This is a genomic window from Amycolatopsis umgeniensis (genome assembly GCF_014205155.1).
GTDB classification, from domain to species: Bacteria; Actinomycetota; Actinomycetes; order Mycobacteriales; family Pseudonocardiaceae; genus Amycolatopsis; species Amycolatopsis umgeniensis.
On record NZ_JACHMX010000001.1, the window covers coordinates 401,198 to 425,105 of the forward strand.

Below are 23,908 nucleotides of genomic sequence, written 5' to 3' on the forward strand. Positions count from 1 at the left end.
AGACCGTCCCCCTTTCCGTTCCTTTGGCTGCGTTACTTCTCGGCCGCACCGATGGACTCCTGATAGATGTCCGCGTAGGTGGGCGAGTCCTTGATCAGGTCGTCGCAGAAGGCGGCGACATCATCTCCGATGAGCGCCAACACTCCCTTGCCGGACGCGGCACCCTCCTCGAAGAAGTCCACGATCCCGGGAAGCAGCGGCCCGTCGATCAGATCGACCGGCCCCACCTTGAAAAGATACTTCTGCATCTCCTGGTAGACGATCCGATAATCCGGCGGGAGCGCCTTGACCCGCGCCACATGGGCGCGCCACTGCTTCTTGCCCTCGATGAGGTCCTGGATGCCCACGTCAGCCTCCCAGCTGGTTCAGTTTCCTGGCGACATTCCTGTTCAACTGCTCGCGCCAACGGTCGCGATAGCCGCGCCGGCGCTCCCCTCCGGCCAGCGCCGCGCAGAAGCCCTCGATGTCATCGCCCAGCACGTCGTGCACGCTCTGTCCATCCGCGGCGGTTTCCTCGAGCAGGCCCAGAGCGCCGTCGAGAATCGGCATCAGATTCCGGCCGCTGAAGTCCGAATACACCGAAAGATGCCCCGTGATCTTTTCCCACGCCGCTCGGTGATCGGGAGGCAATTCCTCGACCCGGGATTCGAAAGCCTTCCATTCCCTGGTGAGATCGCTCCCCGTGATGGTCTCCCAGAAGTTCATTCCCCGCCCTCCTTGAGCTTGTCGATCCGCGATGTGACGTACTCCCACTTCGCCCAGAACGTCGCGAGCTGTGCACGCCCCGCGTCATTGAGCGCGTAGAACTTGCGCGGGGGTCCTTGCCCGGACGGCCGTTTCGTCACCTGGACCAGCCCGTTCTTCTCCAGCCGCAGCAAAATGGTGTACACCGTCCCCTCGACGACGTCGGCGAAGCCGAGTTCGTTCAAGCGACGCGTGATGGCGTACCCGTAGGTCTCCTCGCCGCCGACGATCTGCAGCACGCAACCCTCGAGCGTGCCCTTCAGCATCTCGGTCAGATCGTCCATCGCACCCCTTCCACCCCTGTACTCAGTGGCACTGAGTACCACTACAAAGTATCACAAGGTAGTGCCGTCACGACGTGATCGTCAAAGTTGCTTTCAGAATGTCGATGCCGACCGGGGTACGGTGCGTGTCCAGGTCGGTGATCCGCCAAGAGCGCCGCAGCAGAGCCGCGAGGGCGATGCGAACCTCCATACGGGCGAGGTGAGCGCCAAGGCAGAAGTGGATGCCGTGCCCGAAAGACAGGTGAGGGTTGGGTTTCCGGTCCGGGTCGAACGTCTGCGGATCGGCGAAGACCTCGGGATCACGGTTGGCCGCCGTGATCATCGCGACGACTCTCTCGCCAGCGCGGAGTTCCCGACCGCCGAGAGTGGTGGGCCGGGTGACGAACCGGTCCGTTCCGCCCGTGGGCGGCAAGTAGCGCAGAACCTCCTCGCCGGCCAACCCGATGTCGGACGGCTTCGCTTGGGAGACAAGGCAAAGGACGGCGTTCACGAGCAAGGTCTTGGTCGTCTCGTGGCCGTTGATCAGCAGCAGCGCGCAGAAGTCGATCAGCTCGTACTCGGTGAGATCCGACGTCATCAGGGTCGCGATGATTCCTGACGGGCGCTCGAACTCCTCGCGGAAGTAGTCACCCATTTCCGTCAGCGCCTCGCCGAAGGCGGTCTGGCGGGCCTCGTCCACCGTGGACGTGCCGAAGAACGACGTGATGGCCTCGGTCCACCGGACGAAATCCGGCCACCGCGACGGTTGTACGCCGAGCAGGCCCGCGATCGTATGCACCGACAACGGGTACGCCACCTCCCCGATCAGGTCGAAACTCGGCCCTGCCGAAGCGAGCAGAGCGTCGACCTTCGCCGTGATCGACGGCTCCAGCGAAGACACAGCCCGTGGCGTGAAAACCTGGCTGACCACTCGGCGCAACACGTGATGCCGGGGCGGATCCATGGCCTGCAAGCCACGCAACAACGGGTTCGAGCTGTGCGGGATCGCTTGGGTGCTGTGGCGCAACTCGTCAGAGGAGAACACCTCGTGATCGGTGAGCACTCTGTCCACGTCCGCGTACCGGGTGACCACCCAGCCGCCGAACGACTCGGCGAACCGCACCGGGCCCACCTCTTGCGCATGGAAAGCGAAGATCTCCTCGAGGGACATCCCGACAGGGTGCTACCCGCCCACGGCCGCCGCTTGGAAGAAACGGACACACGATGACCCGACCGCGCGCCGGAACTCCGCGATCATGTGCGGCTGGTCGTAGAACCCACTGCGGACAGCGATTTCCGACCAGTCCGGTGCCGAAGACGACCGCGCCAACGCCATCGCCCGGTGCAACCGCACCACTCGCGTGTAAGCCTTGGGGCTCAACCCGACCGCCACCAGGAACCGCCGTCGCAACTGCCGCTCGGACAACCCGACCGCGGCCGCGTGGTGGGACACCGGCGCCCCAGGGGCCGCGCGCATGGCCTGGAGCACCTGACTGACCGCCCGATCGGCTGGACGGGCCGGTGCCCGCAACGCCCGCAATGCGGCATCGAGCCCCTTGCCGGGAAACGACATCCCCGTCAAGGGCACCTCGTCCGCGGCGATCCCCAACACCGAGGCGCACGTCCCCGGTCGCAGCCGCAGCCCCGTCAACGGCTCGGTCAGACTCCCGGTTCTGGCTTCCGTCTCCGGCCCGCTCAACCACAACGAACCGTCTCCGAACACCAACAGGTCCACGGACGGCTGCGGCAACGCGGGCGGCAGTTCCCCGCTGCGGCGCCACACCTGGCTGACACGGTCAGCCAGATCGACGGGCGGAGCGAAGTCGCTGGTCGAACTCATCGTCAAGCCGGCTCTCGCGCGGTCACTTCTCTGGCGACATCGACCCATCGCGGTTCCGCACCGAATTCGAAGGCGGTGCATTGGACCGCGAACGCGGACACGATCCGCCCCGAGGACAGCAGGAACTCCACGCCGAGGCTTCCAGGCTTGACGTCGATCACGTGCGCCGTCGAAATCTCGTGGCTGCGCCAAGGATTGACCACCCGGAGCCGTCCGTCGCCGAGTTTGATCCGCGAGCGAAACGCCGACCATGCCAGTGACCCCATGACGACATAGAGCGCCGCCGCCCACCACCACTCGGACGCGGGCATACCGTCACGCCGCCACTCGGGGTTGAGCATCCAAGGCTGGTACCAAACGAACGGTGCCATCGCCAGCGGCACCGCCACGCAGAGCAGCCGGACCCACCACCTCATACGCCAAACCCGACGACCCCCGGACAGCCCAGCCACGTCACGACTATCCCACAGCCTCGACGAACCTCCGTCATCGACGACGCTCGTTCACTGTGTCGGGTACGTCTGAGTGGTGCTCATGGTCAAGGTCATGACGTAGCGATGGCGGGTCAACTGCTCGGTGATCAGGGCAGGCTGTTTCGGCCCGCTGGTGTGGGTGAAAAGGTCCGACGACGGCTCGGGGCGCTCCAGTACCGGCTGTCCCGCTTCGGTCCAGGACTCGCCGAGTCCCATGTCTCCGGTGTCGGCCACTTGGCGGGAGTAACCGACGCCAGGAAGGTTGCTCGCGTCATAGACCCGGCCCGGGCCCTCCGGGCGACCCCGGAACTTGCTGTAGTACTCGATGGGCTGCGCGATTGAGTTGGCATGTCCGGCCCATGCGTGCGCCCTGACGATCTCGTCGAATGCCCGGATCCGGTCAGGCAGCTCGCCGTCGAAGCCTGCCTGCCGCACCCAGGCCGAAGAGCAGCTCACGGTGTTCGGAGTGGCCTGACCGAAGGAAGAAGCACGATCGACGTTGCAGAGTATTCGGGTCGCCACCGGGCCCCATTCTGCCCAGGAGGTGGCTTTTTCCAGTTCGGCGAATCGATCCGCGACCCAGCGATCGTGCAGATCGCGGTCAGCCATGGCGCCGGCGCTCGTCGCTGCCGCCTTGTAGTCCTCCCGCGACGGGCCACCACACGCTGCCACCGCCAGCACGAGCGGCACCACCAAGCACATACGTTTCCCCCACATACGGTGATTATCGCGGCATGTGAAGTGCCGGGCAATCACAATCCTTGTCGTCGCGCTGATCGTCCGCTCAGCGGCACGAGCGGACATCGGTAGGGATCCTAGACAGAGATGGTCGCCCTTGTTGAAATCGGATGCGTAAGCGAAGTGCTCGACGGTCAGTCTGTGGGCGCGTCGTCTTCCAATACAGTCGCGAGTGCTGCAGCAGCGCCTTCACCGATTGCTCCTCGTACGGCCCCGCCAAAGGTCTTTGCTCCCAACGCATCGCGCAGTGACAACAGCCGCTGAAGGTCAAAAGCTTGTTCGCGCAGCTGCATTTGCACACGCAGGTAGGCGGCGCGCGCGTGAAAAGTGACAGCGCTGACTGGGTCGCTCAACTCCTCGGCGAGAGTTCCGAGTTGACTAACTGTGCTGGCCATGTCGGCGCGGTTGCCGAGTTCTTCGTTGATGGTGAGAGAGTCGGTGTAACGACGCTCGGCCTCGACGTAGTCACCCCGGTCCTGGGCAAGAATGCCAAGCTGGTGATGGCCGCTGGCGATGCTGGCGCGGTCGCCGAGTTCTTCGTTGATGGTGAGAGAGTCGGTGTAACGACGCTCGGCCTCGACGTAGTCACCCCGATCCTGGGCGATCATGCCGAGATGGTGATAGCCGCGAGCCATACCGGCGCGGTCGCCGAGTTCTTCGTTGATGGTAAGAGAGTCGGTGTAACGACGCTCGGCCTCGACGTAGTCACCCCGAGCCTGGGCAAGAATGCCAAGCTGGTGATAGCCGCTGGCCATACCGGCGCGGTCGCCGAGCTCCTCTTTGATGGTGAGAGAGTCGGTGTAACGACGCTCGGCCTCGACGTAGTCACCCCGGTCCTGGGCAAGAATGCCAAGCTGGTGATAGCCGCGAGCCATACCGGCGCGGTCGCCGAGCTCCTCCTTGATGGTGAGAGAGTCGGTGTAACGACGCTCGGCCTCGACGTAGTCACCCCGGTCCTGGGCAAGAATGCCAAGCTGGTGATGGCCGCTGGCGATGCTGGCGCGGTCGCCGAGTTCTTCGTTGATGGTGAGAGAGTCGGTGTAACGACGCTCGGCCTCGACGTAGTCACCCCGATCCTGGGCGATCATGCCGAGATGGTGATAGCCGCGAGCCATACCGGCGCGGTCGCCGAGTTCTTCGTTGATGGTGAGAGAGTCGGTGTAACGACGCTCGGCCTCGACGTAGTCACCCCGAGCCTGGGCAAGAATGCCAAGCTGCCCGTAGCTGCTGGCCACGCCTGCGCGGTTGCCGAGCTCCTCCTTGATGGTGAGAGAGTCGGTGTAACGACGCTCGGCCTCGACGTAGTCACCCCGGAGCTGGGCGATCATGCCAAGCTGGTGATAGCCGCTGGCGATGCCTACGCGGTTGCCGAGTTCTTCGTTGATGGTGAGAGAGTCGGTGTAACGACGCTCGGCCTCGACGTAGTCACCCCGAGCCTGGGCAAGAATGCCAAGCTGGTGATACCACCGGGCTTGTTGTTCTGGTGTTCGTGCCAGGACATCGAGTGTGTGCTGGATGAGTGTCATCTCGTGGTCCCAGGCGCCCACGAGATGAAGCTGGAGAGCGATGGTCTGAGTGATCGTTTCCGCGTGGTCGAGTTGGTCGCCTGCGATGAGGTGGTGACGCGCTTCCAGTGCGTCATTCAGGTCCGCGTCGCGGTCTTGAAGCCAGACTTTGATTCGCCAGTTCCAGTATTCCGCGGCCTTGCGGTGTGCTTGCCGCAGTTCCTCGTCGTGGCAGCGGCGTTCGAGAGCGGAGGCGGTCCAGCGGTGCACGAACGTCGTCCCGGCTTTGGAGTTCACGGTCAGCAGACTGGTCGCCGCCAGCTCCGCGACGAGGTCGCTTAGGTTGTAGGACGTTGACCGTGGCGGCATCGGCACCGCCGCGAGCTTGTCGAGGTCAGATTGAATCTCGGCCAGCACGTCCGCAGGTAGCCCGGCGATGTCAAGCTCGGCCAGCGGGATGTCGTGCTGTTCGAGCACGGCCAGGATATGCCGCTGCGCCCCCTGGTGGTCCGGTATGTGTGCGGCGGCCTCATCGGCGTCGCCGATCTGGAACAGCAACGCGGGAAGCCCTACCGGTTCCCGGTAGACCGATGCGCCAAGCAGCAGTTCGCGCGCACCGGGGTGGTCCTCGAGGGTGTGCAGGAGCGCGTCGAGCAGGACGTCATCGGCGATCAGGGTCACGGTCTGTGCCAGCGCAGCGTCCAGGGTGCCAGCGGCCACGGCAGCCCTGGCCTCGGGATGGGCTTGGAGTGCTGTGGTGAGGCGTGCGGTGACGTCGTGGTAGCGGGCGTGGCCGTGGTTGAGGAGGGCGTCGAGGTATTCGAGGCTGCGGGGATGTCCGCCGACCAGCCGCCAAACCTTGTCAAGGTCGTCGTCGTCGAGCTGATCGAGCGTCGGTAGTGACCAGATGAGTTTGAATGTCTCGGCGAGTGACATCGGGCCAACCAGCGAGAACCGCAGGTGCTGGTGCGCGTCGCCGGTAAGGGTGAACGGGTGGCGTGAGGTGATCAGCAGCCGGCTCTCACCTGGATCGGTGGCCCACTCTTCCAGCAGATTCCCAAGTGCCTCGTCGCCGAGCTCGCGGTTGGTGAGGTTGTCTTCGAAGTTGTCGAGAACGACCAGGACCGGAACCTGGCTGAAAACCTGTTCACGCAAGACGAGGAACCGGTCCTGCCACAATTCGCCTACCTGACTGGCGTAGCCGATAGCGCGCAGTAGTTGCTCGTGACCACCCTGCATCGCCAGGTGCCGGCGCAGGGCACCCGTCACCGCAGCAAACACGTCGTCCACTGACAGTTCGCCCTGGCAGACAGCCGTGACGGGGTAACGCAGGTGCTGCAGTAGCTCGGCTGCCAAAGTGGTCTTCCCGATGCCGCCGATGCCGTGCAGGACGACACCGCTGACCTCGTGGCCGCCCAGCGCGGCGGGTAGTGCTCGTTGCTCACGGCGGCGACCGACGAAGTTGCCGTGACCACGCCACGGCAACCCGGCAACCGACCTGCTCTCCCGCTGCGGCACGCGCTCGTGTTCCGCCGGATCGAATACCCTCATCGAGCCGGTACCGGCCAGGACGGTGACGACGCTCCACTCGTCCAGCGCGGCCAGCTTGCCTTCCCGGGGATGTTCTGAGGCCGCGAGGTGCAGCTGCACGATCCGGCGGGCGTCGGCGACTGCGGCGACCATGTCCGGGATCGCGGACTGGGCGAGTTCCTGGTAGACGCGGGCGAACAGTGCCGTGGCATACCAGTCGGTCACCGACGTCTCGGTCCCGATGACAGCGCTGGCGCCATGCTCGACCAGGCTCGCTGCCAGCGACAGCGCTCCTTCCTCGCCGGGAACATCGGTGTAGCAGGCGGCCAGGCAAACTACCGGCGGCATCATCCCCGGCGGGACCGCTTCGTCCACCAGGTGTTCCGCAGTCACGGGGCGCGCGGTGCCATCCTCGTCTTCGAGGTGTAGGACGCCGGGGCCGCCGTGGCAGGACAGATGCAGGATGTGCGCCGGTGCCTCGTCCAAAGCCGCGCGAATCGCGGCGGTGGTCGCGAACGGCACCACCCGCACGTCCGCGTCACCAGCTCGGGCCCCGCGGACCGCCGCGACAACGTTGCGGAGTTCACGCTCGTAATCGAGCACCGGACCTCCGCCGATCTCCGGAGCGGAGATCGCGACCAGAATCCGCAGTGGCCCCGGAATGTTCCTGACCTTCGGCGCCGGCACCCGACGGAACACCGTAACCAGCGGACACAACGCCAAAGGCCGCAACGTCACCGGGTCCGGCAGCGCTTCCCACGGCAGCCCAGTCCAACCGGGCGCGTCAATGCCGATGCGGACAGGCACATGTTCCGCAGTGGCGCGCCTGAGTATTCGCGCCAGCGCGTCCGCGACCGGCCCGGGCAGGAACGACTCCGCCAGCAACTGCCCAGCCCGCCGCAGCGACACCGCTCCCGCCGCTTCAGCTCGTTCCGTGTCCTGCGCGATCGTACGGTCCACGGCGCCGGCGAGTGCCCTGGCCCGGCGGACATCACCCAGCGCGGCAACGAGGCCCTGGCTGATCCCACGATGGGACGCGGCGACCACAGTATCCGGCCCAGCCAGCCTGACCCCTGTCTCGGTCACCGACAGCACCAGGTCAACGGCCTCACCCAGATCCGGCGCACCAGCGACCGCGATGTCCGCGACACCGGCAAGCAGGTTTTCCAGGTCCTCGGTCCGGGCTACCCACACTGAATGCTCGAGCCAGCCGTCAGCCGTGTTGTACCGGGCGGACACGACCCCGACCACCCGGTCGTCGGAGATCCGACGGACCGGGGCACCACTCATGCCCGTCATCACGGCGTTGGCCGACAACCGGCCCAGCGGCACCTGCCGGTCACGGGTCGTCCCACCCGCCCAAAGGCCAGGCGCGTCAAGGTGCCCATACTCATGCCCCGGGTCGTTGACCTCGACAACCCCCGTGACCACGACGGAATCGTTGAGCGGCAACCAGTCGGTGGCGAACAATCCGGTCACCGACTCAGGCAGTGGCAACTCCACCCGCAGCACGGCCAGATCGTGCAGTGGATCAACTCGGACGACCTCTGCTGTGGCGGGCTCGGTGGCGCCGTTTAGCGCGTCGATGCCGACGGTGTCGTGCACGGCGCCGCGGCCGAGATCGTTCAGGACGTGCCACGCCGTCACCGCCACACCCGGAGACACCTGAAAACACGTGCCGACCGGTACGCCCTCGTCGGTGAGCACCCGTCCCAGGTAGGCGGGAATACGCACGCCCTGCGGCATCGGATTACTCCGCAGCCTGAGGCTCGTAGGTCAGCTTCACCTTCAACGTCGCATCCACCGACCCGCCAGCGACAATCACATTTCCCTTGGCCGAAAACCCCAACCCGAACTCGACCTCTAACTTGGTCGGACGCGTCGACTCTGCCGCCAACTTGCCCAGCACCTCAACCGTGGATGCCGCCGCACCCACGATCACCTCATGCGCCCGCCCGAACGCATCCAACGCCTTCGCACCAGCATCACCCAGCCGAGACGTCGGCTCCGTCCCCGCCACCGGCACCGTCGTCACAAGCACCTCAACCCCACCAAAACGCATAGGCACAACCTGACCAGCCACCACGACTCCTCCCTCTCCGCTACCGCACAGTCGCATCCACCACCCACACCGTTACGCACCGTGCCAATCAACGCAGGCCACTTGGACCGACTCACGTCCGCTCGTCGGCATGACCGCGCCCAGTCGCTACATCGACCGCCTCGCGGCATGAACGGACGTATCTGCTGGGCTGGAGTGCCGCAGCGGCGGATGAGTAGGCGAATCAGCCTGGCGGTAGCCGAGGTGGTTGGCGATCCGGGCGCCTCGGGGGCACTCAAGCAGCTTCTGTCAGCACACCAGTAACCCCGACCTAACCTTGACGCCCTGCCGCCGCCGACCTTGGCGCAACTGATCAACTCTGCGAAGAGTTACTCGTCCGAGCTGCCCATGCCGGTCGCGAGTTACGAGTCCTCAGCGTTCTCCACGCCGGACAACCTGTCGGTTGTCGAGGACTTCCAAGATCGGCAGTTAAGCCACTTGCTCCTACCAGCATTGCCTCGGAGCACTGCAAAACAGGTTGATCCCTCTGGGTGATTCTGGCCAATCGTATGGAATGAGTGAGAGAGCCGATCCGATATTCACTATAAACCTCAACTGATGGGTGTGATTGCAGTGCACATCGTCGCCTCGCTGTTGCTTTTCGCAGGTCTGGTTTTGCCTACCGGGACTGCCGATGTCACCACTGCGGACCGGGATCGCGGCATCTGCGACGCGGAGTGACTTCACTGGAGATGGCTTCGCCGACCTGCTGATGCTGCGCAACTATGGGCCAGGCAATGCGGCATTGATGGTGCTTCATGGAACTGCAGCGACCGGGGAGTACGACACCGCTCCGTATGCCGCGTGGGAAGGTACTTGGGGTTCGTCGAAGCTGGCTTCCGGGGACTTCACCGGAGATGGTAAGAGTGATGTGTTGTCGCTGGTTGACCGGGGCAACGCCAGCGCAGCTCTCTAGGTGTTCCCCGGCGACCCTCGGGTAGGCAATCTCGCGTCCCAGCCTTACCAGGTGTGGGCTACCGGCCCTGGTACGTGGAGTGTAAACTCGTCAGTTGTCGGTTCTGGAGACTTCACCGGAGATGGCAAAGCAGACCTCCTGGCGCTGGTCGATCAAGGCAATGCCAGCGCGGGACTGTATGTGTTCCCTGGGACCAGTGCGCGCGGCGACAACGCCACGGCTCCGTATCGAGTGTGGAACACGAACCCCGGCACTTGGAGTGTGGCGTCATCCAAGCTCGCAGTCGGAGACTTTGACGCCGACGGTAAAGCCGACCTGGAAGTCCTCTACGATTACGGGAACAAGAGCGCCGGAGTGTGGATCTTCCCGGGGACTGCGAGCAAGGGCGACATTGCCACTGTGCCATATCGAGTTTGGTGGGTCACACCAGGCGTGTTCGACGCGAGTTTGACCGCAGTAGCCCCTTAGCACGATCGCTGCGGCCACTTTTATCTGGCGTGCGGCAGAGTCAATTTCACAAGTCAGCCCTCAAGCTCTTAGTCCGAGACGCCCTTCACGCGTACACGTCCGCTCAGCGGCATGAGTGGTTGAAGTTCTCAGTCGTCAGCGACCATGAAGTCCAGGAGTAGGTCATCCTGTGATCGCAGCGACATCGAATATGCGACGGAATTGCCGTTCACTGAGCTCTACCACCCGCCAGCCGGGTTTCATCCGCCTGAGCACGTCGGCGTGCCGCCAGCCGAGGCCGTCGGGTTTCGTCGGCCGATCCGGTGCGGCGAAAGAAATCGTGGAAGCAGCAGCCAGTCTGTGCGGAACGGCATGGCATTCGGGAACGGAGGGTCCAGGTTGACGTCCACGAGGCGGCCCGCCGTCACCCGAGCCATCCTCGGTGTGGACATCGTAGTGACGATCAAGCGGATCGCCTTAAAGCGAGCTCTGGAACATCACGAATCGTACCAACGACAGAAGTGACTGTTCCTCGAGAACTCACCGGCCTGAGCGGATTTCGCGCCGAATGGTGTCAGTGAAACCTCGAAGGGCTTCAACGACGTCAGCCTCCTCCGACACCTTCTTCGTTCCCTCGTACCGCCACACCAGACCCGCGAACTTGTCGGCGGCTTCGCGTGTTTCGCTCCGACACAGCAGATGAACCTGCGACCTCCCCGTCTGCAACCTGTCCTGCCAGGCCACGCGTTCCGCCGTGGTGACACGGTGCTGGTCGCTGCGGCTGAGCTGGGATTCGTAAAGATGCATGCCAGCCGCAATGAATTCCGCTGCGCCCTTCAACTTCTGTTCCCGCAACCAGCGCCGGTCTTGGTAACGGCTCGTGACCCCTGCGCCGAGCAAGACGCCCACCAGTCCGATGAGCGCCCCCGCAAGGCCCGATACGACACTTCCCACGAAACCCACCACCCTCCGAAACCAGACGACCCACCCCTTCAGTACCGGATACTCGGCGCACTGGCCACCAAGCTCGTCGGCAGAGCAGGACATCCCGGCGGCGCTGCCGACTTCGAGTGCGTGTGCACTTGAAGCCGGCAGCGCCGGTGCGCGTCCGCTTAGCAGCCTCTGCGGAGTGAGCTGATCGCATTGTCGGCGGACGGTGGCAGCGATCCCATCCAGTCGCCGATCCGTAAGGCGGGACCGCGGTAGTGCGGCTCGAGGTAGGCGCACCATCCGACGCCGGTTCGGTTCCAGAGCGAGGAGATCTGGTTGTCCATGCCGACGGTGTTGAGGTCGGGGATGCTGACCTGGGTCCGAATTTCCCTACCCGTTCCGTCTGGTCCGTCCCAGGCGCAGAACCAGCCAGCCGAGCAAGCGGCATACGAGCCCGCTGACACGGTGCCCGCGTGGGCTGTTACGGCTGGCTGGATGGCTACCAGAGCCGTGGCGGCGACGGCGGTGCTCAGAATGCTGGCTGAACGCATGGCATCGACTCCCCTGCTCAGCAGCCGCGCAGCGAACTGATGCGGTCGTTCATGTGGGCGGGCACGTTTCCTCGCCAGTCGACGGAAACACGCCACAGGGTGCCGCCGTAGTTGGCGTCGGTGTAGGTGCACCAGATCCTGTTGGTGCGGTTGTAGACGGAGGAGATCTGGTCGTTGAAGTTCTGTCCCTGGAGATTGGCGGAGCCGGTCTGGAAGCGAACCATTCGGCCCTGAGCGTTGGCGTGCTCCCACGCGCAGAACCAGCCGGACGGGCAGTCCGAGTAGGCGGTGATCGACACACCACCTTCTTGCGACGCCGGGGCGGCTTGCGCCGCGGTCGCCGGGGCGACCGTCGCCAGAGCGATGAGCCCGAGTGCTGCGGGCAGTGCCTTGAAGAGGCGCATGAGTTTTCACCTTTCGTCGTGCGTTGTCGCCGGGCTGTTCCGGCAGGTGCCGTGACTTCGAGTGAGCGCGGCACTGCCTCCGGTGTAGTGCGGACGGGTTGTCCGGTGTCGAGCGCTGGACGCCGGACATCAACGCCCGGACAATCGGTCACCGGCCTTGGGGAGGGGTTGGTACTTCATGCCGCGTGCTGAGCGACCACTGGAGCGCGACGGCTCTCCGCTGGTGGAATTTGCCTCTGACCTGCGGAAGCTGCGGGAGGGCGCAGGCGGTCCGTCGTATCGGGAGCTGGGTCGGCGTGCCCATTACTCGTCGACGACCTTGTCGGACGCGGCCGGCGGGCGACGGTTGCCGAGCCTCGACGTCACGCTGGCGTATGTCCGGGCGTGCGGTGGCGATGTCGAACAGTGGGAACGGCGGTGGCATTCAGTCGCCGCGAAGTCGACGGCGCTGATGACCGAACGCGCCATCGATGACGACGAGCACGCGCCGTACGTGGGGCTACGTCCCTATGGCGGCGATGACGCTGACCGTTTCTTCAGGCGCGAGCGCCTTACCGAGGACCTGCTCCGCCGGGTCGCGGCCCAGCGGTTCGTCGCTGTGTTCGGCCCGTCAGGCTCCGGGAAGTCTTCCCTGCTCCGCGCCGGCTTCGTCCCACGGCTGACAGCCCGAGCCCTGGTCTTCACCCCGGGCGCTCATCCGTTGGAGGAATGCGCGCTCCAGCTCGCGGCAGCGACCGGCGACAGGCCCGGTGCTGTGCACGACGAACTGGCGAGTGAGCCACGCGGTTTGCACAGGCTGGTGCGCCGGGAGCTCGCAGATGGCCCGTCCGGCGCTTACATCGTGATCGTCCTCGACCAGTTCGAGGAGCTCTTCACGGTGTGTCAGGACGAGCGCGAACGGTCCCGGTTCATCACGATGCTGCTCACCGCGGCGACCGCGGAAGGCAGCCGCTGCCGCGTTGTGTTGGGTGTGCGCGCCGACTTCTATCCGCATTGCGCCCTGAACCCGGAACTCGCAGAAGCCCTTCAGGACGCGCAAGTCACGGTCGGTCCCATGTCCTCGGACGAACTGCGGCGGGCGATCTCCCAGCCGGCGATCCAGGCTCAGTGCACAGTCGAGAACGCACTGCTGACCAGCCTGATCGCGTACACGCATGACCGGCCCGGCGTGCTGCCTTTGCTGTCTCACGCCCTGCTCGAGACGTGGCGACGCCGCAGAGGCGCCACCCTGACCCATGCTGGCTTTCAAGCCAGTGGAGGGTTCGAGGGAGCCTTGGTGAAGACCGCTGAGGCCGTCTTCACCAGGTTCGACGACCGTCAGCGAGACCTCGCTCGTGATCTGTTCCAGCGACTGACCGCCCCTGGTAAAGGAACCGAGGACACCAAACGCAGAATCAGTACCGCTGAACTCGACGACGATCCTGTCCTGGCTCGGATCGTGGACCAGTTCACCCAGGCACGCCTACTCACCCGCGGCGAGGACAGCCTCGAACTCGCCCACGAAGCACTGATCAAGGCTTGGCCACGACTGGGCACCTGGCTGGCCGAGGACCGTGAGGGACAGCGCGTTCACCGCGAACTCACCGACGCCGCCGCGGCGTGGAGACGGCATGACCAGGACCCCAGTGTGCTGCTCCGCGGGAACCGGCTCGCCGTCATCCGTGACTGGGCCGACCGCACAGGCCGGCCCAGCGCGAAAGAGCATGCATTTCTCAAGGTGAGCATTACCGCAGACGAACGTGAACGCGACACGAAGCGACGGATGATCCGCCGTCAGCGCCAACTCCTCGCGCTGCTCAGTGTGCTGCTGCTGCTCGCAGTCTCTGTCACCGTGTACGCGACCCACTCCCAGGAACAAGCCGACAGCGAACGCAACAAGGCGATCGCGCTGAAAGTGCTCACCGACATCAGCGAATTGTCCAGAATCGACCCCGACCTCGCGGCACAACTCAGCCTGGTCGCCTACCGGCTGGCTCCGTCAGCGGCGACTCTCGACGGCTTCATCGCCGCCGCGGCTGACAGGGTGGTCCTGACTCCAGTCATCGACGATCCGAATAGCGCGCACGCGGCGGACGACGGGCGAGCTGTTCTGTATACCTCCAGCAGGGAGAACGTGACGCAGATCTGGCAGTTCTCGAACCAACAGTGGAGGAGGCACGTGGACCTCGTCGGCGGGTGGGGCGCAAGCGCCGGTAGCGGCATTGCGGCAACCAGCGACAATCACCCGGACAAAGCCCCCAAAGTCAGGATTTGGAACGTCGAACAACCCCAAAGACCGGAAGAAACCAGCGTGATTCCGGAACCGGCTCGCCTTGGTACGCTAAGTCCTGATGGTCGACTTCTAGTTACACTGGACATCCCATCAGATCCCGCTTCGCCACGTCGCGCTGATACAGCTAAGCTATGGGATTTAAAGGATCCCCGACAACCTCTCCAGCTGGGCCCTATATCGTGCGAAGAGCGGCCAGATATCGGGAAGAGTTTTGTCATGAGGGCCGCTTTCCTCGGAACCGGCGCCGTCTTGCTGCATTGCGGGATTGATCCGGGTATTTCCACGACTGCAATACCCGCCAAGTCAATGCAGATTTGGGAGATCGGCAAGACTGGAAGAATCACAAAATCGGGTCAACTCGGCCCCGTAAGGACCGACAATTCGGGCAGCTCGGTCATCGTCAATGAAAAAATTGCGCTGACAAGAGAACCGCGCGGCCTGACGTTATGGGATATGGAGAACCTTCGCGAGCCACGTGAAATCCTCACCACGGTCCCCCTCGATGGACGGCTCGGCTCTGGCGCGATTGCGCCGAAGCTCGACTTGGTCGCGATAGCGGACGACGAAGGTCGCTTGACCATCCGAAGTCTCCGCGAGCTAGGTTCGGTGCTGCATACCATCAACCTCCCCGGTCGCATCGGCGTCCTGCAATCTCTGGCATTCCACCCTCACGACAAAGCCTTGATCGGCACCAGTCTCGGAGCGGTCTCGACGGCATGGCGGTGGAACCTCGATCCAGAACGTGCGGCGGCGGCCGTCTGCGCTCGTCCCCGCGCACCTATTACCGCCGCCCAATGGGACAAGTACTTTCCAGGGATCAGCGTCAAGCCTCCCTGCGAATGAGACAGCCACACGCCCATTTGGTCGATCATCGCACTTTCGGCGTCTGATCGAGTGCGAGGTGAGTCCGGCAGCTGCGGCGACCGGGCAGCGTCGACTGGTTCAGCCGCTTGCCCAAAGGTCCTCATCGCGGCATGTCAGGACGTTCGTGATGACGGGAGCGGCATGATTGCGCCGTACACGCCGGGTTGGGGTGGAACCGGGCGCGTCGCGATGAGAAAATGAGGTCGACCCGGATGGTGCAAGACAGCCGACTCCCAATGCCGTGCGGCCCTCGTGGGCGCCGCCGCCGGACAGCACACCGATGGGATCCGCCCCCAACGTCCTCCGCACTGAACTACGTGAGGTCGGCACCCAGACGGTCACGCAGGTCCGACCAGCCCCGGACCTGCTCGACCGGTCCGCGGTCGCCTTGGTCGCCAACGCCCGCCGCCGAACAGGCCGAGACCCGTACTGCACGAGCGGAACAGCGGGGGCCGACTCGACCGCGAGGCCAAACATCGGGCCGACCGCGCCCAAGCGCCCGCCGAGCGCAACGCGCGCGACGACGACGCCTGCGTCCGCGCCGACGGACTGAAGCCAGGACGTCGACGAGACGTCCCGAATACGTAAGGATGTTCGACCGCGGTCCGGTCTACACACGATTCGCGCACCCAGCACGTCGAGACTTGAGTCCACCGTGTGAAACGGACGTATCGGCGCGACGCATGTGCTGCACTCGGGAACGCTGGCCTGGTCCGCTACCGCGGTGGCGTTGTCTACCAGGCCTCGGTGGTGCGGCAGTGCGCCGTTGGTGCACGGCCTGCGGGGTGAACCAGGGCGTTGAGCGCTAGCGCAGGTATGCGAGGAGACCCACTTCTGGTTCCAGTGCGCCGGGCTGGGCGAGGGCTTGAAAGTCGGCCTCGACGGCGGCGCGATCCAGTGCGTGTGCCCGAACGGCTTCGTAGCGCACGATCGAGTAGAGGAAGACATCGAGGTTGTCGAACTGGGTGTTCGCCTCGATGACCTCCTCCTCGTGGAACCAGACGGCGACGCGGCCGTTGGTCAGCATGACGTAGAGGTTTCCGCCGCCGTCGGAGGCGATGGACCACACGTCGTCGTCGGAGAGGGTTGTCTCGTAGTCGGAGTCGAGGATCTGGCAGTCGTTGCCGGCGAAGTCGAACCCGTAGGAGTCGTCGGTCACGTCGACGACCCACGGCAGTGTCCCTGACCTGACTCTGCGGTCGAACGCTGCGAGCGCCGCGGCGGCGTCCTGCGGTAGCCGGGCGAGGAACGGCTCGATCGGCCGGATCGGCTCATTGATCCGGATCGTCGGCCGGTCCGGGAACCAGCGGGCCAGGTCGGCGTCAAGGTCTCGGTCGCCGTAGCCGCCAAGCTGGTCGACGGTGAATTCCATCCGATGAGCATAGTGGTGTGTCATGGACGTCGACCCGGTAATCGATCTCGCGACGCGATCGGCCGGCAATCGGCGAGCCGTCCAGGCATGACGCGCTCTTCGTTGTGGTCGCGGGGTGTCACGCGGCGGTGTAGCCGCCGTCGGCGGCGACGACCGCGCCGGTGATGAACCCGGACCGGGGTGAGGCCAGGAAACCGATCACCTCGGCGATCTCCTCGGGCTGCGCGACACGGCCCAAGGGGTGGGCGTCGCCGAAGGAGCGCAGATACTCCCGGCTGTCCGCGCGGAAATTGTCGAGCATGTCGGTCTCGATCACTCCGGGGGCGACGACGTTGGCGCGGATGCCATGTGGGCCGCCCTCCAGCGCGAGCACCTTGGTCAGCTGCGCCAACGCCCCTTTCGACGCGCTGTAGGCCGCCGCATCGGCCAGACCGACCGTGCAGGCGAACGAGCCGACGGTGACGATCACACCCCCACCGCGTTCGCGCATCACCCGGAACGCCTCCCGGGCGTGCAGAAAAGTTCCGCGAGCGTTGACCGACATCAGTTCGTCCCAGTCGGCCGCGGTGGTCTCGGTGATCGGCTTGTTCACCGATCGGCCGGCGTTGCCGACCAGGATGTCCACGCCGCCGAACCGGTCGATCGCCGCGGCCACCGACCGCACCGCGACGTCCTCCCGTGACACATCACCCACCAAAGTGGACACCCGGTCGAAACGGGCGGCGAGATCATCCACCTCGGGCCGAAGGTCCGTGGCCAGCACTCGCGCGCCGCGGGCGTGCAGCCAGGCGACCGTGGCCGCGCCGACCCCGCGGGCCGCCCCGGTGACCAGCGCGACCTTACCCTCCAGTTCACGGCCTTCCGGCTCACGGATGGCGGATGGCACGCTCATCGCCGTGCCTGCCCTCGGTCGTCAGCGGCGGAGGACTCGCGATAGAGGACGAGATGCTCGTGATAGAGCACACCGTCGCGGATGTCGCCCGTCGCGGTGAACCCGGTGTCGTCCACGTAGTCGAGGTGGTTCCCGGTCACCGTGTAGCGACCGGTGTAGGCGCTGCGCCGTCCGCCGCGCGCTTCGTCGTAACGGCCATCGGTGCGCAGCTCCTGCCGGATATGCCCGTCCGCGGTGACCCACATGCCTGCCACGTCGATATCGCTTGTCATACCGACCAGCGTCGGCGACGGACACAAGCGATGGCAGGACGTGTGATGGCTGGGTGCGCGGCATCCTCCCAACCGGACGGACAGCCATGCCCAACGACACCGGACCGATCACGTCGCGGTGGAGATGGCCACGACTCCGACGAGGGAGAGGGCGATGCCGAACTGTTGCAGCCGCCCGAGCCGTTCCTTCAGCACGATCCGGGCAAGGGCGATGGTGACGATGGTGTGCAGCGAACCCAGGACGGCGGCGATACTCGCCATGCCGAGGTTGGAGGCGGTGGCATACAGGAAGTCGGCCGTGATGATGAGAACGCCGATGGCGGCGGTCGCGGGCAGGTCGGCCCCCGTGAACGTCACGCGTCGACGCTGGGCGGCGATGACGGTCGCGATGGCGGTGACCGCCGTGAGCCGGGCGACCAGCAGGGCCCATCCGACGTCCTCGCCGCTGGCGTTGTGCATGGCGAGGAAGAAGGTCCCGAAGCCCAATGACGCCAGCAGCCCGTAGAGGATGCTCGGCAGGGCCCGGGGGCTCGTGCCGCCGTCGTCCGGGGCCTTCGAGGTGATGACGAGGCCTACGAGCGCGAGGGCGAGCCCGGCGAACTGGAGCGGAGCGGGGACTTGTCCGGTCACCAGCCCGGCCACCAGCGGCACGACGGGTGCCGTCGCCGCGACCGGGGCGACGATGCCCATCCGGCCGACCGCCAGCCCCCGGTAGAGAGCGGCGACGGCCGCCGTCTCGGCCAACCCGGCCATGGCCGCCTGGCCCAGTGAGGAGAGTTCGGGGAGAGGCGTGCCCTTCGCGGCGACAAGGGCCACGAGCAGGGCCAGCGCGGTGGTCTGCGAGATCAGCAGTACCGATGTCAAGGGGAGCGAACGGCTTTTGAGTCCACCCAGGAAGTCGGACGTGCCCCAGCCGAGGCTGGCGCCCAAAGCGAGCAAGACGGCGAGCATGGGGTCCTTTGGTCGTTCAGTGGCGGGCGGTGTGGTCGAGGATCGCCGGGACGACGGTGTCCCACTGGTCGCGAGGGAAGACCTCGTGTCCGGTCCGGGGCATCGCGAGGAAGAGCGCGCCGGGGATCTCGGCGGCCAGGGCGTGGCCGTGCTCGACCGGCAACAACGGGTCCTCGGTGCCGTGCAGGACCAGTGTCGGGGCGCTGATCTGACCGAGCCGGTGCCGCCATGGCTCCCCGGGATCCAGCAGGAACGGGTTGGTCAGCTGTGCGGCGATGTCGGCCGAGCGTTCGAGGACACGTCCGGAGAGCTCCCGCATGGCTGCCACGTCGAAGGGACGCGAGGCGGCGGCGAAGGGACGTTCGGCCTCGACCAGATAGTCGAGAACGGCATCGCGGTCCGACCAATCAGGTTCGGCCGCCTCGGCCGAGAACACCTGCTCGAGCTCTTCCGACATCCGAGGCAGATCATCGTGGAAGTGCCCTGGCCCGCCGGGCGTCGAGGAGGCCAACGTCACTGAGGCGACCCGCTGAGGACAGTCGAGCGCCACGAGCTGGGCGACCGCGGCCCCCTGTGACATGCCGACCAGGTGGGCTTTGTCCAAGCCGAGCGCCGGCACCAACGCGGCGGCGTCGGCGGCCAGGTCGCGCAACGTGTGGGACGGGGAACCGGCCGGAGAGACCGTCGAGCGGCCGGCGTCCCTGCCGTCGTAGCGGACGACGTATCGGCCGCCGTCGACGAGTCGCCGCACGAACTCCTCGTCCCAGTTCAGCAGGGAGTGGCCTCCGCCGTGGATCAACAGGATCGCCGGATCGGCGGGGTCCCCCGCGAGCCGAGTCGCCAGGTGTACCCCGTTGATCGGGAAGAACCGCTCGTCCGTGGTCATGAAGACAGCCTCTCGTCGATGGTCATGAATGCGGCCCCTCGTCGGGGTCCGTCACCCGCCCTGTCACGCCAGGGTCAGGACGGCCTTGCCCCGGACCTCGCGGGACAGCAGTGCTCCGGCGGCTTCGGCCGCTCGGTCCCAGGGGCCTCGCCAGCCCACCTGGGCGTCGAGTTCGCCGGTGGCCAGCAGCCCGACCAGGTGTGCCAGATCCTCGCCGAACGGGGCCGTGATGCTGAAGTTCTCGATCCGGCCACGCAGGGACCGGACGCGAGCCTCCTCGAAGTCGATCGTGGTGGGTTCCTTGGACGCCTTGCCGATCGCCTGGACCACGCCGTCGTCTTCCAGCCGGTAGAACGCCTCGGCGAGCTGGCTTCCGCCCACGTTGTCGAGCACGCCGTACACGCGCTCCGTCAATTCCTCGGGGCCGACGACGATCTCGGCCGCGCCCAGCTCGCGCAGCCCGGCCGCACGCTGCGGCCCGCCTACCGACGCGACCACGTGAGCCCCGGCCTTGGCGGCGAGCTGGACGGCGAACCTGCCGACGCCGCCCGAGGCGCCGGTCACCAATACTCTGCGGCCGTCGACGGGACCGAGCCGCCGGAGGGCCTGGAACGCGGTGACGCCGGCCACGGGCAACGCCGCGGTCAGAGCCAGATCGACGTCCGCGGGGACGACGGCCAGGTCGGCGGTACTGACGGCGCGCTGCTCAGCCCAGGCTCCCGACCAGTCGAACGTCACCACCCGGGTGCCCACGGCCGGGCCGGAGCCGTCGGCCGCCGCCCGCACCACCACCCCGGCGGCGTCCCAGCCCGGAACATTCCGGGGGCGAGGAACCGGCGACCGGTAGGCCACCTCACCGAAGTTGAGGGAGACAGCCGCCACCTCGACCAGGACCTGGCCGGGAGCGGGGACCGGGTCGGGAACGTCGGCGAAGGTCAGCTCCGGGGCGAAGACGAGTGCTCTCATGGGCCCCACCCTGCCGAGGGCCACGCACGATTCGCTGACGGTCCCTCACGGCCTGATCAACGAGCGGATCCGATCCACGTCGCCGCGTTCGGCGGGCGGGAGCGGCGCGCCGACCGACGCGCGAAGATCCTCTGCCTCCCCGAGCAGCCGGGCCGCCTCGACGGGAGAGCCCTCAAGCGCCTCGACCTCGGCCAGGCCCTCCAACGCCAGTGCCACCGAACGCGGATCACCGACCTCACGAGCCGCGTTCAGGCCACGTGTGTGCAGACGACGCGCCACGGCCGTCTCGCCCCGCGCCGCCGCGACGAAGCCGAGCTCCGCCAGGATCAGGGTCACCCCGTAGAACGGCACCCCGAACTCGGTCTCCAACCGCCGGTTCCAGTTCAACGACTCCCGCAGCAGCGTCTCGGCGCGGTCGAGTTCGCCCGATCTGCGCGCCACCAGCGCCAGCCCGACTCGCGCGAACTCCTCGGCGAACCGGTTCGCCTGCTCGGCAGCCACCCGCATGCCCTGCTCATGCAGATCGGTGGACCGTTTCAGATCCCCGGTCAGCAGCGCGACCCGGCCCAGACTGGACAGCCGGTAGGAGACGTCCGTCCGCAACCCGAGGTCCTCCGCGATCCGCAGTCCCTCACTGTGCAGCCGCCTGGCACGTGCATGGTCACCAGTGACCTCGGCGAGGTAGCCGAGCATGTCGGACGCCTGGAGATGCCCCCAGCGGTCGCCGAGCTCACCGAACAGATCGATGCTCTGCTCCCCGCTGGTCGCGGCCAGCGCGAAGTCGCCCCGGAACATCGCCAGCTTGGTACGGCTCGCCAGCGCGGCAGCCTCACCCCACCGATCACCCCGCGCCCTGAACTCGGCCAGCGCCTCGTCCAACAGCCCGGAGGCGGCCTCGACGTCCCCGAAGTGCAGATGGGCATGGGCCAGGAACCACCGCGAACGCGCGTCGGCGAACACAGGCCCCTCGACCCGGCCCGCACCCGACAGCAGCGCGAAACCCGCGCCCCACGCCGTTCCTTTCGTGCGCCGGTACCCCTCCTGGTGCCTTCCGCGCAGGTACCAGTACCAGGTCAGCGCCTGGACCAGCCGGGACGGTGCCGCCCGGTCGAGCACGGCGCGCAGGTTCAGGTCCTCCTCGTCGAGCCGCGCGAGCCACTGCCGCTGCCCGCCGCTGTACAGGTGCGGGGCGGCCCGCTCCGCCAGGCCGGTGTAGTAGCGGTCGCGGAGCTCGAAGACGGAGGCGTCGGCGTCGAGCCGTTCCAGGCAGTAGGCCGTGACGCTCTCCAGGAGCCGGTACCGGGGAGCGCCGGTCACCATCGACCGGTTCACGAGCTGGTCCAGCAGGTCGAGATCGACGCCGACGGCCTCGGCGGCCTCCAGCGTGCACCCGCCGGGATGCACGGCCAGCGCCAGCATCCCGGCACGCTGCTCCTCGGTGAGCTGCTCCCAGCTCCAGTCGATCACCGCCCGGAGGGTCTGCTGCCGGGCAGGTCTGCCCCGGCTCGAGCCGCCCAGCAGCCGGAACCGGTCGTCCAGGCGTTCGGCGACTCCGCGCACACCGAGCGCCCGCACCCGGACGGCGGCCAGTTCCAACGCGAGCGGAAGTCCGTCCAGCCTCGCGCAGACGGCCTCCGCCCAGTGCACGTCCCCGGCGTCCAGCGGCACGCCCGCCCGTTCGGCGAACAGGTCGAACGCGGCGGCCCGGTCGAGCGGCGGCACCACGAAGACGGTCTCAGCCGGCAAGGCCAACGGCTCCCGGCTGGTGGCGAGAACCCGAACGCCGGGGGCTGCCCGCAGCAGCGTCGCCGCCACGGCAGCGGCCTCCTCGATCAGGTGCTCGCAGTTGTCCAGCACCAGCAGCAGCCGCCGGGTCCGAAGCGCGTCGGCCAGCCGGTCCGCGACCTCGGGAACGGGCACCTGCGGCGGCGCGGAGGTCTCGTCCCGGACACCGAGCACGGCCGCCACCAGCTCGGCGACGCGGCCGTCAGAGCCCGCCAGCTCGACCAGCCACACGCCGTCGGGGAACACGGCCTCCGAAGCCGCCGCCAGGGCCAGCCTTGTCTTGCCGACCCCACCGGGACCGGTCAGGGTGACCAGCCGTTCCTCCTCCAGCAGCTCATGGAGCCTCGCGACCTCGCCCTCCCGCCCGATGAGCGACGTGACCTGCGCGGGCAGGGACGAGGTGAAGGGGACGGCGACAGGGGGAAGGCCCAGATCCTGGTTCAGGATCGCCCGGTGCAGCGCCATCAGGTCGGGGCCGGGGTCCAGTCCCAGCTCATCGGCGAGTCGTTCGCGCAGGTCCGTGTATCCGGCCAGCGCTTCGCTCTGCCGTCCCGCGCGGTACAGCGCTCGAAGGTGCGCGGCACGCAGCCGTTCCCGGAGCGGATGCCGGGCCACGAGTTCGCTCAGCTCGTCGGCCAGCCGTTGGTGCTCGCCGAGCGCCAGCCGCACTTCCGCCTGCTCCTCCAGCGCCGTCAGCCGCTGCTCGTCGAGCCGGACAGCCGAGCCGTAGGCGAACGTGTCACGGAAGTCGGCGTATGCGGGGCCGCGCCACAACGCCAGCGCGTCGGTCAGCAGATCCGCCCTGGTCCGCAGGTCCCGGCTGGCCAGCGCCGCCGAGAACAGCGTGCCGAACTCCACGGCGTCCACCGCGGTGCTGGCAAGGGAGTACCCAGTCGGCCCGTAGGCGACCAGCGCGCGGTCGCCCAAGGCACGCCGGAGCTGGGAGACCTTGGTCTGCAGGGTGTTGGCGGGATTCCCCGGCTGGTCCTCGCCCCACAAGGAGTCCAGCAACCGGTCGGTCGACACCGGACGCCCCTCGTGCAGCAGGAGCGCGGCGAGCAGCGCCCTCACCTTCAGCTCCGGCACCCGAACGAGCGTGCCGTCCGCCGCCCACACCGAAAGCGGGCCCAGTACACCGAATCGCATCACACGAGGCTATCCGCAGCCGACCCCCAGCCGATCATGCGCGGCCCCGCGCACAGTGGA

22 protein-coding genes are annotated in these 23,908 nt (G+C 66.7%); 3 read left to right on the forward strand and 19 right to left on the reverse strand.

The genetic code is table 11. The annotated features are described in order from the left end of the window. Positions 1 to 32: 32 nt before the first annotated feature. The 9 genes from HDA45_RS01705 to HDA45_RS01745 form a co-directional block, all read right to left on the reverse strand. Positions 33 to 347, reverse strand: a complete 315-nt coding sequence (locus HDA45_RS01705; RefSeq protein ID WP_184891543.1) for a DUF1048 domain-containing protein — start codon at positions 345 to 347, stop codon at positions 33 to 35. Between the two features lies 1 nt (position 348). Then, entirely contained in the window at positions 349 to 705 is a 357-nt protein-coding gene (locus tag HDA45_RS01710) for a DUF1048 domain-containing protein (RefSeq protein ID WP_184891544.1), read from the reverse strand. Further along, positions 702 to 1,028 (reverse strand): PadR family transcriptional regulator, encoded by a 327-nt coding sequence (locus tag HDA45_RS01715; RefSeq protein WP_184891545.1) that lies wholly within the window; start codon positions 1,026 to 1,028, stop codon positions 702 to 704. Before HDA45_RS01715 ends, HDA45_RS01710 begins: the two co-directional genes overlap by 4 nt. Positions 1,029 to 1,095: 67 nt before the next feature. Continuing rightward, entirely contained in the window at positions 1,096 to 2,178 is a 1,083-nt protein-coding gene (locus tag HDA45_RS01720) for a cytochrome P450 (protein ID WP_184891546.1), read from the reverse strand. Positions 2,179 to 2,190: 12 nt separating this feature from the next. Then, complete coding sequence (locus HDA45_RS01725) at positions 2,191 to 2,847, reverse strand: helix-turn-helix transcriptional regulator (protein ID WP_184891547.1); 657 nt, start codon at positions 2,845 to 2,847, stop codon at positions 2,191 to 2,193. A gap of 2 nt (positions 2,848 to 2,849) precedes the next feature. Beyond that, positions 2,850 to 3,263, reverse strand: a complete 414-nt coding sequence (locus tag HDA45_RS01730) for a hypothetical protein (RefSeq protein ID WP_184891548.1) — start codon at positions 3,261 to 3,263, stop codon at positions 2,850 to 2,852. Positions 3,264 to 3,350: 87 nt separating this feature from the next. After that, complete coding sequence (locus HDA45_RS01735; protein ID WP_184891549.1) at positions 3,351 to 4,124, reverse strand: hypothetical protein; 774 nt, start codon at positions 4,122 to 4,124, stop codon at positions 3,351 to 3,353. 68 nt (positions 4,125 to 4,192) lie between these two features. Then, positions 4,193 to 8,839, reverse strand: a complete 4,647-nt coding sequence (locus HDA45_RS01740) for a tetratricopeptide repeat protein (protein ID WP_184891550.1) — start codon at positions 8,837 to 8,839, stop codon at positions 4,193 to 4,195. Positions 8,840 to 8,843: 4 nt separating this feature from the next. After that, positions 8,844 to 9,176, reverse strand: a complete 333-nt coding sequence (locus tag HDA45_RS01745) for a CU044_2847 family protein (protein ID WP_184891551.1) — start codon at positions 9,174 to 9,176, stop codon at positions 8,844 to 8,846. Positions 9,177 to 9,828: 652 nt separating this feature from the next. On the opposite strand from HDA45_RS01745, the gene HDA45_RS01750 reads away from it, so the two are divergent. Further along, positions 9,829 to 10,110, forward strand: coding sequence for an FG-GAP repeat domain-containing protein (locus tag HDA45_RS01750; protein ID WP_184891552.1), 282 nt, complete (start codon positions 9,829 to 9,831; stop codon positions 10,108 to 10,110). A gap of 51 nt (positions 10,111 to 10,161) precedes the next feature. Beyond that, a complete protein-coding gene (locus HDA45_RS43155) occupies positions 10,162 to 10,578 on the forward strand; it encodes an FG-GAP repeat domain-containing protein (protein ID WP_184891553.1) in 417 nt (138 codons plus the stop codon). A 519-nt stretch (positions 10,579 to 11,097) separates the two neighbouring features. On the opposite strand, the gene HDA45_RS01760 is transcribed toward HDA45_RS43155, so the two are convergent. From HDA45_RS01760 to HDA45_RS01770, 3 genes are all read right to left on the reverse strand, one after another. After that, positions 11,098 to 11,511 (reverse strand): hypothetical protein, encoded by a 414-nt coding sequence (locus tag HDA45_RS01760; RefSeq protein ID WP_184891554.1) that lies wholly within the window; start codon positions 11,509 to 11,511, stop codon positions 11,098 to 11,100. Positions 11,512 to 11,669: 158 nt separating this feature from the next. Next, positions 11,670 to 12,038 carry a peptidase inhibitor family I36 protein gene (locus tag HDA45_RS43160; protein ID WP_184891555.1) on the reverse strand — a complete coding sequence of 123 codons (369 nt, stop codon included), beginning with the start codon at positions 12,036 to 12,038 and terminating at the stop codon, positions 11,670 to 11,672. Between the two features lie 17 nt (positions 12,039 to 12,055). Then, the gene (locus HDA45_RS01770) at positions 12,056 to 12,442 is read right to left on the reverse strand and encodes a peptidase inhibitor family I36 protein (RefSeq protein WP_184891556.1); all 387 of its coding nucleotides are present in this window, start codon (positions 12,440 to 12,442) and stop codon (positions 12,056 to 12,058) included. A gap of 178 nt (positions 12,443 to 12,620) precedes the next feature. Between HDA45_RS01770 and HDA45_RS01775 the strand changes: the two genes are divergently transcribed. Beyond that, positions 12,621 to 15,557 carry an nSTAND1 domain-containing NTPase gene (locus tag HDA45_RS01775; protein WP_184891557.1) on the forward strand — a complete coding sequence of 979 codons (2,937 nt, stop codon included), beginning with the start codon at positions 12,621 to 12,623 and terminating at the stop codon, positions 15,555 to 15,557. 826 nt (positions 15,558 to 16,383) lie between these two features. Here the strand turns inward: HDA45_RS01775 and HDA45_RS01780 are convergent. The 7 genes from HDA45_RS01780 to HDA45_RS01810 all read right to left on the reverse strand — a co-directional run bounded on the left by HDA45_RS01780 (position 16,384) and on the right by HDA45_RS01810 (position 23,848). Then, positions 16,384 to 16,950 carry a hypothetical protein gene (locus HDA45_RS01780; RefSeq protein WP_184891558.1) on the reverse strand — a complete coding sequence of 189 codons (567 nt, stop codon included), beginning with the start codon at positions 16,948 to 16,950 and terminating at the stop codon, positions 16,384 to 16,386. A gap of 118 nt (positions 16,951 to 17,068) precedes the next feature. Then, positions 17,069 to 17,842 (reverse strand): SDR family NAD(P)-dependent oxidoreductase, encoded by a 774-nt coding sequence (locus HDA45_RS01785; RefSeq protein WP_184891559.1) that lies wholly within the window; start codon positions 17,840 to 17,842, stop codon positions 17,069 to 17,071. Beyond that, entirely contained in the window at positions 17,839 to 18,114 is a 276-nt protein-coding gene (locus HDA45_RS01790; RefSeq protein WP_184891560.1) for an Atu4866 domain-containing protein, read from the reverse strand. Before HDA45_RS01790 ends, HDA45_RS01785 begins: the two co-directional genes overlap by 4 nt. A 108-nt stretch (positions 18,115 to 18,222) precedes the next feature. Continuing rightward, a complete protein-coding gene (locus HDA45_RS01795; RefSeq protein ID WP_184891561.1) occupies positions 18,223 to 19,065 on the reverse strand; it encodes a DMT family transporter in 843 nt (280 codons plus the stop codon). Between the two features lie 16 nt (positions 19,066 to 19,081). Then, a complete protein-coding gene (locus HDA45_RS01800) occupies positions 19,082 to 19,951 on the reverse strand; it encodes an alpha/beta fold hydrolase (RefSeq protein WP_184891562.1) in 870 nt (289 codons plus the stop codon). Positions 19,952 to 20,014: 63 nt separating this feature from the next. Next, complete coding sequence (locus tag HDA45_RS01805) at positions 20,015 to 20,917, reverse strand: zinc-binding dehydrogenase (RefSeq protein ID WP_184891563.1); 903 nt, start codon at positions 20,915 to 20,917, stop codon at positions 20,015 to 20,017. Positions 20,918 to 20,962: 45 nt separating this feature from the next. Further along, a complete protein-coding gene (locus HDA45_RS01810; protein WP_184891564.1) occupies positions 20,963 to 23,848 on the reverse strand; it encodes an AfsR/SARP family transcriptional regulator in 2,886 nt (961 codons plus the stop codon). Positions 23,849 to 23,908 lie beyond the last annotated feature (60 nt).